This window comes from Rhodoferax sp., from assembly GCF_028715765.1.
Lineage (GTDB): Bacteria > Pseudomonadota > Gammaproteobacteria > Burkholderiales > Burkholderiaceae_C > Rhodoferax.
Genome location: NZ_JAQURE010000072.1, coordinates 1 through 9374 on the forward strand (window position 1 = coordinate 1; position 9374 = coordinate 9374).

8 protein-coding genes, 1 tRNA gene and 1 pseudogene are annotated in these 9374 nt (G+C 58.5%); 3 read left to right on the forward strand and 7 right to left on the reverse strand.

The genetic code is table 11. From position 1 onward, the window contains the following. On the forward strand, positions 1–1278 hold a 1278-nt coding region (locus tag PHT20_RS15640), incomplete at its 5' end, for a translocation/assembly module TamB domain-containing protein (protein WP_301021250.1). A gap of 79 nt (positions 1279–1357) precedes the next feature. Continuing rightward, positions 1358–1432, forward strand: a tRNA-Arg gene (locus tag PHT20_RS15645). A gap of 49 nt (positions 1433–1481) precedes the next feature. Here the strand turns inward: PHT20_RS15645 and PHT20_RS15650 are convergent. The 3 genes and pseudogenes from PHT20_RS15650 to PHT20_RS15660 form a co-directional block, all read right to left on the reverse strand. Further along, a pseudogene (locus PHT20_RS15650) lies at positions 1482–1568 on the reverse strand (addiction module antidote protein, HigA family); the annotation flags it as partial. Positions 1569–1592: 24 nt separating this feature from the next. Beyond that, positions 1593–1913: an XRE family transcriptional regulator gene (locus PHT20_RS15655; RefSeq protein WP_301021251.1), complete on the reverse strand. Its 321-nt coding sequence runs from the start codon at positions 1911–1913 to the stop codon at positions 1593–1595. Further along, on the reverse strand, positions 1910–2209 hold the full coding sequence (locus tag PHT20_RS15660; RefSeq protein WP_301021252.1) for a type II toxin-antitoxin system RelE/ParE family toxin: 300 nt from the start codon (positions 2207–2209) through the stop codon (positions 1910–1912). Before PHT20_RS15660 ends, PHT20_RS15655 begins: the two co-directional genes overlap by 4 nt. 315 nt (positions 2210–2524) lie before the next feature. Between PHT20_RS15660 and PHT20_RS15665 the strand changes: the two genes are divergently transcribed. Continuing rightward, positions 2525–2989 (forward strand): hypothetical protein, encoded by a 465-nt coding sequence (locus tag PHT20_RS15665; protein WP_300084740.1) that lies wholly within the window; start codon positions 2525–2527, stop codon positions 2987–2989. Between the two features lie 248 nt (positions 2990–3237). Here PHT20_RS15665 and PHT20_RS15670 read toward each other — a convergent pair whose 3' ends face one another. The 4 genes from PHT20_RS15670 to PHT20_RS15685 form a co-directional block, all read right to left on the reverse strand. After that, positions 3238–3633 carry a response regulator gene (locus PHT20_RS15670; RefSeq protein ID WP_301021253.1) on the reverse strand — a complete coding sequence of 132 codons (396 nt, stop codon included), beginning with the start codon at positions 3631–3633 and terminating at the stop codon, positions 3238–3240. Between the two features lie 114 nt (positions 3634–3747). Next, a complete protein-coding gene (locus tag PHT20_RS15675; RefSeq protein ID WP_301021254.1) occupies positions 3748–6984 on the reverse strand; it encodes a CHASE domain-containing protein in 3237 nt (1078 codons plus the stop codon). A gap of 78 nt (positions 6985–7062) precedes the next feature. Then, positions 7063–8100, reverse strand: coding sequence for a class II fructose-bisphosphate aldolase (gene fba / locus PHT20_RS15680; protein ID WP_300084737.1), 1038 nt, complete (start codon positions 8098–8100; stop codon positions 7063–7065). A gap of 133 nt (positions 8101–8233) precedes the next feature. Beyond that, positions 8234–9374, reverse strand: a 1141-nt coding sequence (locus PHT20_RS15685; RefSeq protein WP_301021255.1) for a phosphoglycerate kinase, incomplete at its 5' end; no start/stop codon positions are given.

The window sequence follows — 9374 nt, forward strand, 5'->3', positions numbered from 1 at the left end:
ATGCGCGGCACGCTCGATGCCAATGCCACGCTCACTGGCACGCGCCAACGGCCGCACTGGGCAGGCACTTTGCAAGCTCAAAACCTGGCCGTGCGCTCGGTAGCCGACGGCATTGATTTGCAGCAAGGCAGCTTGTTGGCGCGGCTCGACGGGCAGCAGTTGCACCTGGAAGATTTCACCCTTTATGGGGCTGGCGGCGCCGCTGGTGGCCAAGTCAAGCTCACGGGCCTGGTGCAGTGGCTGCCCGCCCACGCACCCAACACCCCGCTGACGCAACAGCTGGCGGTGTCGCTGCAAGCGCAGTTCAATGCCCTGCGTGTGAGCAACCGCTCTGACAGGCTGCTGAGCGTGTCTGGCCAGCTCAATGGCAATTTGAAAAACAGCACCATGCAGCTGCGTGGCAAACTCAGCGCCGACCACGCCCTGATCACCTTGCCGAGCGAAACCGCCCCCAAACTGGGTGACGACGTGGTGGTGCGCCCGAGCGCACAGCACAGTGCCACACTGGCCACACAGCCGCCCCGCCCGGCACGCACAGCCCCAGCCACCCCAGCAGTACCGGGCAGCCGCATCACCCCTGACCTGCGCATCACTTTGGACTTAGGTTCAGACTTTCAACTGCGTGGGCGCGGTCTGACCACCCGGCTGGTGGGGCAGCTTGAGCTGCAGTCGCAAGCCAGCCAGACCTTCAGCTTGGTGGGCAGCATCCGCAACCGGCGCGGCACCTTCCAAGCCTACGGCCAGCGGCTCGACATTGAGCAAGGTGAGCTCACCTTTTTTGGCCCGCCTGATGTGGCCGTGCTCAACATTTTGGCCATTCGCCCGCAACTCAGCCAACGCGTGGGCGTGCAAGTGCTGGGCTCCACCCTGTCGCCCGTGGTGCGCTTGTATGCCGAGCCCGAGTTGCCCGAAGCCGACAAACTGGCCTGGCTGGTGCTGGGGCGCTCGGCCAGCGGCCGAGGTGGCGAGGCGGCCTTGTTGCAACAAGCCGCCATGGCCTTGCTGGGCGGCAACGATGGTGTCAACACCGGGCTGATGCAGTCTTTGGGGCTGGACGAACTGGGCTTCCAAGGCGGTTCTGGCGACAGTGCCAGCGGCACCACCATCACCCTGGGCAAGCGCTTGGGCAAAGACATTTATGTGGCCTATGAGAGCGGTCTGGCCGGCACTATGGGCGTGTTCACAATTTTTTACGACCTCTCCAGACGCCTGACCCTGCGTGCCCAAACCGGGGAACAAAGCGCGCTGGATTTGATCTGGACACAGCGCTACGACTGAAGTTTTGTCGTGGTGTCAGCCTGCCCCTGCGCCCCAAGCAAGTTTGCGAGCCGACCCAGCCACTTACAATCGATTTACTCCCGCTGTAGTTCAATGGATAGAACGAGTGCCTCCTAAGTGCTAGATACAGGTTCGATTCCTGTCAGCGGGACCAAATTCAAAATGAGAAAAATTCAGCAGCCAAACAGATCAGACCGGTCGGTAGACGCAGTAACACTGGTGACCAGCGCAGGCAGCACGTCATCTCGCAGGGTCAGTCCGGGGTGAGGTGGGTTAAACATGCGGGTCATGATGTGGGGTAGACTTGCAAAACTTTAAGCAGATTCCAATTCACGCTTTGCAGGCTTGCGTGGCTTTGCTTTGGGCATGGTCACTTTTACCGTGGGACTCATTCCAGCCGTGGCGGCCATATCAATCAGGGTATCGAGTGAAAACAGGTTTATCTTGCCGCGCATCAGGTCAGATATGCGCGGTTGGGTGACACCAAACAATTCAGCAGCTTCGCCCTGATTCATGCCACGGCCACGAATAACCTCGCTCAGGCGCATCATCAATTCAGAGCGAGCACGCATACATGCGGCTTGTTGTGGGGTGTCCTCGATAGCGTCCCACACGCTAGAAAATTGCTGTGTCATTTTGAAAGTTCCTTCACCAGTTCTTTAAAGCGCTTGCGTGCAAGCTCAATATCTCGTTTTGACGTTTGCTCAGTTTTCTTTTGAAAGCAGTGCAGCACATAAACAGCGGATTCAAACCTTGCGACATACATCACCCGGAATGTTCCTGCCTCGTCCCATATTCGCAATTCAGTTACACCAGCGCCGATAGTTGGCATGGGTTTGGCATCATCAGGGCTTATGCCTTTTTGCACCTTGTCGATTTGATAACCTGATTCGCGCATTGCAGTTTGTGGAAAACTCCGCAGGTCGTGCAACGATGTTCCCCTGAATTCAATTGTTTTGATTGTGCAAGTATATAAGTTTTTATATTTTATTTTTGACTTAATGGAAGTGCATTTTCAAGTGACAGCAACGGTGGTAAACAGCTCCAAAGGTCAGCGCTTCGCATCTGGCCGAGGTGACACGGTACAGGCGTTGACGCTGGCCACCGCCCAAAAACGCTGCCGGAGCATGGGTAAGAATTAGACCCTGCCACCTAATCTCTCAACTTTCTAAATAAATTCCCACACAGCAAATCGCATTTGGCAGATAATTGCTGCACTGCAACATTTTTAACCAAGGAAACCTTCATGTTCAAAAACACCCCGTTCGAAGCCGCTGCCAAAACCCTGCAAGAAAACGCTGCCAAATTCAACCCAGCTGCCGCCCAAGAAGCAGTCAAGCCAATGCTTGACAACCTCAAAGCCTGGGGCGAATTGGCTCAAAACCAAGCCAAGGCGGCACAAGCTGCCGTGACTGAAAGCATGGAATCGCTGAAAAACAGCAAAGCCCCGCAAGAAGCTTTTGAGCACATCAAAAGCTCTGCCGAGTCCAACATGACGCTGGCCGCCAAGCACCTGAAAGAAGCCACCGCGTTGGGCGTGGCGCAATTTCAGGCCAGCATTGAAGCCCTGGAAAAAAGCCATCCAGCACCAGAAACATTGGCCAGCGTGACCAAAACCCTCAAAGCTGCTGCAGCCACCATGGAAACTGCCGTTGACACCGCCCTGAAAAATGGCGCTGCTGCTGTGGCATCGATCAAAAAACCTCGCTAAACCGCTGCCTGTGACTCACCCCTGAGTCACATCCGGTAGGTTTCGCACCTAAGGGCTTGTAAAGCAATAACATGCGCTTTTGCTCAGCCATCTTTGGGCGCATGGCGTCGTTGCAAATCGCTTGTTTAGCAGAGCTAAACGGCGCGCTTTGCGCCTAGCCCTGCATCCCAAGTCTGGCGATCAAAATGCACAAGTTATTACTTTACAAGCCCTAAGCGGGCTCTGGGTTCACACCAGAGCCCGCTTTTTTATGCCCCGGTGAGCGGCGCCAGGGCGGCAACCAGCTCAGGCAAAGCCACCGGCTTGGTCAACGCCGACAGCAAATAGAGCCCTTGCGCCTGGGCAATGTCTTGCGCCAGCTGCAGCATGTCGGCATCCACACCACTGAACAACACCACGCCGCCTGCATAGTTTTGCGCTGCCAGCGTGTTCATCAACTCAATGCCGTCCATGTCGGGCATGTACACATCACACAGCAGCACATCGGGCGCTTGCGGCAGGCTGGCCAGCAGCGCCAGCGCTTGCTTGCCGTTGGGGGCTGTGTGAATGCGGGTGATACCCAGCGTGGCGAGCATTTCACGCAACGCGTCTTGGGCAAATTCATCGTCATCAACAATCAGCACGGACAAAGCATCGATCTTCATGGCAGGGCACTCACTCTCAAAATAGGTCACTGACTCAGATTGTCTGCGAGTCTCAGGGCGCTAAGCACAAGCAAGGAGTTAGTGTGTGAGTGTGAGGTGCGGCACATGGGCTGTCTATCCCCCAGACGGGGGATTTTCGCTTGGCTGCGGCACAGCCCATGCGCCCGTGATGGCCGCTTGAACGGCTTGAAAAGCGTCACTCACTAAGCCAACTTCCGCGCGGCAGGCTGCGTTGTCACCACCGCGCCCGGCGCGTTCAATGTGCTGACACAGCTCCCCCAGAGCCAGCGCACCCACCGTGCGCGCGGCAGACTTGAGCGTGTGCGCGGTGGTCACGCACAGCGCCATGTCGCCGCTCTGCGCCGCGGCCACCAGCGTGGCCACTTGCACTTGACCATTGGCTAAAAATTTACTCAACAGGCGCTTGTGCATGTCGGGGTTGTCACCCATCAATTGCGTTAATGTACTCTGATTCCATACATCAAATTGGCTTGTAGCGCAGGTAGGATAAGCGTTGGCAGCTATTGAATCAGGAACACTCTGTAGCGCTTCCACAGGCTGCAACCATTGCCGCAGCATGGCCTCAAGCTCTGCCAAGCGCAGCGGTTTGCTTAAAAAAGCGTCCATACCCTGCGCCCGGCAATGCTCGGCCGCACCGGCCATGGCGTTGGCGGTGATGGCAATGATGGGCAGGTGCGTGCCGCTGGGCTCTTGTGCACGGATGGCTTGAGTCAGGCCAAAACCGTCCAGATGGGGCATGTGGCAGTCGGTCAGCAGCAGCGCGTAGCGGCCGCTGACCACCCCCGCAGTGTCACGCAAGCCCTGTTGCCACATGGCCAGGGCTTCACTGCCGTCGCAAGCGGTCTCGCTGGCATAGCCCAGCAAGCGCAATTGCTCACGCAGCACGTCGCGGTTGGTTTCATTGTCTTCGGCCAGCAAAATCAGTTGACCCGTTGCCACAGCTTGCATCACCGTGGGCGGCGGTTTGACCTGGTTCAAACCGGGCTCAGGCTGGGTTGGAAGTGCTGGCTCGGCATCTGCCAGCAGCAGAGGCAGCGCCAAAGTGAACGCAGAGCCCAGCCCTGACTGGCTTTGCACCGAGATGCTGCCGCCCATCAACTGCGCCAGTCGCTGACTGATGGACAAACCCAGCCCGGTGCCACCAAACTGGCGCGAGGTGCTGGCGTCAGCCTGGCTGAAGGCGGCAAACAGCTGCGTGGTAGCAGCTGCGTTCATGCCAATGCCGTTGTCAGCCACCGTGAACTGCAGGCATGCTGCACCTCCCTCGGCCGCAGCAACCACTGCCACATGCAGACTCACACGGCCAAGTTGTTGGGCATCACTTGGGGTGAACTTGATGGCGTTGCCCACCAAGTTCAGCAGCACCTGGCGCAAGCGGGTGGGGTCGGTCATCACCCATTGGGGCAGTTCAGGCGCCAGCTGCAGGGTCAATTCAAGCGCTTTGGCAGTGGCCGTGGGGTGCATCAGTTGCACCACATCGTGCACCAGGCGATGCACATTGGTGGGCAAGGTCTCAATGCTCAATTTGCCAGCTTCAATTTTGGAGTAATCCAGAATGTCATTCAAAATGGCCAGCAGGTTCAGCGACGACTGGTGAACCACGCCCAACATGCGTTGCTGCTCCGGCATCAGCTCGCTTTTCAGTAGCACATCCAGCATGCCGACCACGCCGTTCATGGGGGTGCGAATTTCATGGCTCATGTTGGCCAAAAATTCTGACTTGGCTCGGTTGGCGGCATCAGCAGCCTGCTGTGCCAGTTGCAGCTCGGCAGTGCGCTCTTGCACCAGCTCTTCAAGGTGTTCGCGGTGGGCTTCAAGCTCTTTGGACAAGGCTTGAGAGCTGTCCAAGGCCATGCGGGCGGCATATTCGCTCTCACGTAAGCTCACTTCAAGCTGCTTGCGCTCGGTAATGTCTTGAATCGTGCCATGCATCTTCAGGGGCTTGTGCTGGGCATCAAAAGTGACCTCACCCAAGCCTTGCACCCAGCGCGCCTGACCATCTGAGAGGCGAATGATTCTGTAGTCGTGGTTGAAGTGGCCGTCACCGGTAAGCACCGTCGAAAAATGGTCCAGCATCTGCTGGCGGTGTTCGGGTGCAATCAAGGTGTCCCAACCGGCCACGGTTCGCTCAAAGTGCGCATCAATGCCAAAAATGGCATCCAAAATGGGCGAGCTTTGCCACTGCTGGGTTTCAAGGTCAAGCGTGTAGCTGCCCAGGTGCGCCAGGCGCTGCGCTTCATTGAGTGCCTGTGCGCTCTCTCGCAAAGCTTGTTCGGCCGCTATGCGAAGCGCCTCGCGCTCTTGCGCCTGGCGCGCTGCCAAGCCATCGAGCGCAGCGCTTTGGCGCCGGCGCAAGGTGTTGGCCAGCGCCACCGTCAACAGCGCCAACAAGGTGCTTAAAAAAGCCCCGGTTTGCAGCACCAGCAATGGTTTTTGTTTGATGGCAGTGGTGCCAAAGCCAGGCTTGGCGGTGGCGCGCAGCGTCCAGTGGCGGCCTGGCATGGGCAGTGCCACCACGCGCTGCATCGGCACACCCGACACCGCCGTGTCAGCCTTGTCTGCGTTGCTGTACAACAGAGCTGCGCTCTCCATGCCCAGACCGTCAAACAGTTGCAGCTCAAGGTGCGCATCTTCAGGGCGAGTGACCCGCTTGATCACATCAGCAGCATGAAAAGGCGCGCTCACCCAGCCACGCAGTTGAGGTTGGCGCTGCATCTGGCTGGCTGGACTTGCAGCGGTTTGATACACCGGCAAATACATCACAAAGCCAGGCTCGGGCTGACCCTCGTCTTGCTTGAGTGTGAGTTTGGCAGACAGCGTCAATTGGCCCGACTGCGCGGCTTGGGCAAGCGCCGTGCGTGCTGCCGGCACGGTGCTGATGTCAAAGCCCAACGCTTTGAGGTTGAGTCCTTCAAAAGGCTCAATGTAGACAATGGGCGTGCGTGCACTGCCAGCCTGCGCCTGCGCAAAGCCCACAGCCGTAAAGTCAAAACCGCCTTGCGCGAGCTTGAGCGACTGGTAGTAAACCTGAAAATCTTCGCGTGTGACGAGGTCAGAGGCCTGAAACAAACCACCAAAGCCGCGCAGCACAGCCGCGTGCACTTGCACATGGGCGTTGAGCCGGCCTTCAAGGTCGGCCACTTGCTGGTCAAAACTGGTTTTTAATTCAAGGGCAGCGTCTTGCTTGGCTTGATGCCACAGCAGCGCCGTCAAACCCAGCGTCAGCCCCCAAACCAGCAACCCCCAACCCAACGGACGCATTCGCCCCCACCATGCCGCACCCCATGGGGTGCGTTGTGGCGCGGATGAAGACGGTGGATGGGGGGTCATGTCATGGACGTTGGCTCAAAAGAGTGACTGACTTTAGCCCATTTCAACCCGCCGTGAGGGCTACACGGTCATGGTGAATTACGCGTAACGCCCGGCCATCACATCCAGGTGAATCGGCTTGATCTGGCTGCCATGGCCAGCGCAGCCAAAGGCTTCAAAACGCAGTTTGCAAATGCCAGCAGCGGCCTTACGGGCAGCGATCAGGCTCTTGCGGGGGTCGAATTCACTCGGGTTTTTGGCAAAGCTCTCGCGCATGGCACCGGTCATGGCCAGGCGGATGTCGGTGTCGATGTTGACTTTGCGCACACCCCGGGCAATGCCGCGCACGATTTCTTCGACCGGCACGCCGTAGGTTTCTTTCAGGTCGCCACCGTATTGGCGGATGATGGCCAGCCACTCTTGCGGCACCGAGCTTGAGCCGTGCATGACCAAATGGGTGTTGGGAATTTGCGCGTGGATTTCAGCAATGCGATCAATGGCCAAAATGTCGCCGGTGGGCTGGCGGGTGAACTTGTAGGCGCCGTGGCTGGTGCCAATGGCAATGGCCAACGCGTCCACGCCGGTTTGCGCCACAAAGTCTTTGGCTTGCACCGGGTCGGTCAGCATTTGGTCGTGGCTCAATTTGCCCACTGCCCCCACGCCGTCTTCTTCACCCGCTTCGCCGGTTTCCAGCGAGCCCAGGCAGCCCAGTTCGCCTTCTACTGACACGCCCACGGCGTGCGCCATCTCGCAGACGCGGCGGGTGGTGTCGACGTTGTACTCGTAGCTGGCGGGGGTTTTGGCGTCAGCCAAGAGCGAGCCGTCCATCATCACGCTGGTAAAGCCTGAGCGAATGGACTGCTGGCACACTGCCGGGGTGGCACCGTGGTCTTGGTGCAACACCACCGGAATGTCGGGGTAAGACTCGACCGCCGCCAGCACCATGTGGCGCAGGTAGGCTTCGCCAGCGTATTTGCGGGCACCCGCACTGGCTTGCAAAATGACCGGGCTGTCGGTGGCGGCAGCGGCTTCCATGATGGCCTGGATTTGCTCCAGGTTGTTGACGTTGAAGGCAGGCACGCCGTAGCTGTGTTCAGCAGCGTGGTCAAGCATTTGGCGAAGGGATACGAAAGCCATGGTGTTGTCTCCTGGTGGTTTTAAATAAAATGGGCTCTAGCGCTTATGCAGATTGCATTAATAGCTATTAAATAAATAGTAAATCAAAATTTGCAGGCAAACCCTGCGAGTCTGCCTGCGGCGCACCGGGTGGTTAGCCCGCGGCGCGCTTTTGCAAAATCTCAAACGCGGGCAAGGTTTTGCCTTCCAGCACTTCCAGAAAAGCGCCGCCGCCGGTGCTGATGTAACCCACGTCTTTTTCAATGCCATATTTAGCAATGGCGGCCAGCGTGTCGCCGCCACCAGCAATGCTGAACGCGCTGGACTCGGCAATGGCTTGGGCAATGACTTTGGTGCCGTTCTCAAACGCCGCAAACTCAAACACACCCACCGGGCCGTTCCAGACAATGGTGCCTGCGGCTTTGAGCTGCGCCGCCAGTTTGGCTGCGGTTTGCGGGCCAATGTCCAAAATCAAATCATCGTCAGCCACATCGGTGGCGGCTTTGACAGTAGCCACGGCATCAGCGGCAAAGGTTTTGGCGCACACCACGTCGGTGGGAATGGGCACATCGGCACCCCGTGCCTTCATGGCGGCAATCACCGCGGTGGCTTCGCCCAGCAGGTCGGGCTCGGCCAGGCTTTTGCCAATGTTCAGACCCGCTGCCAGCATGAAGGTGTTGGCAATGCCGCCGCCCACAATCAGGCCGTCCACGTTTTTGGCCAGTGCTTGCAAAATGGTCAGCTTGGTGCTGACCTTGCTGCCCGCCACAATGGCCACCAACGGGCGCTTGGGGTTGGCCAGCGCAAGGTTGATGGCGTCAATTTCAGCCGCCAGCAAGGGGCCAGCGCAAGCGATTGGGGCGTACTGGGCGATGCCGTAGGTGGTGCCTTCGGCGCGGTGTGCGGTGCCAAAGGCGTCGTGCACAAACACATCGCACAGGGCGGCGAGCTTGCGGCTGAGCTCTTCGGTGCACTTTTTCTCACCCTTGTTGACGCGGCAGTTTTCCAGCATGACCAGCTGACCGGGCGCAACAGTCACGCCATCGACCCAGTTAGCCACCACCGGCACTTCACGCCCAAGCAGTTCGCCCAGGCGTTTGGCCACGGGTGCCAGGGAGTCTTCAGGTTTGAACTCGCCCTCGGTGGGGCGACCCAAATGGCTGGTCACCATGACCGCGGCACCGGCAGCCAACGCCATTTGAATGCTCGGCACGCTGGCGCGGATGCGGGTGTCTTCGGTGATGTGGCCTTGCTTGTCTTGCGGCACATTCAGGTCGGCACGGATGAACACCCGT

Excerpts from the sequence above, each read along its gene's own strand:
- PHT20_RS15655 (WP_301021251.1), bottom strand. The coding sequence starts at position 1,913 with ATGACACAGCAATTTTCTAGCGTGTGGGACGCTATCGAGGACACCCCA.
- PHT20_RS15665 (WP_300084740.1), top strand. The coding sequence starts at position 2,525 with ATGTTCAAAAACACCCCGTTCGAAGCCGCTGCCAAAACCCTGCAAGAA.
- PHT20_RS15670 (WP_301021253.1), bottom strand. The coding sequence starts at position 3,633 with ATGAAGATCGATGCTTTGTCCGTGCTGATTGTTGATGACGATGAATTT.
- PHT20_RS15675 (WP_301021254.1), bottom strand. The coding sequence starts at position 6,984 with ATGACCCCCCATCCACCGTCTTCATCCGCGCCACAACGCACCCCATGG.
- fba (WP_300084737.1), bottom strand. The coding sequence starts at position 8,100 with ATGGCTTTCGTATCCCTTCGCCAAATGCTTGACCACGCTGCTGAACAC.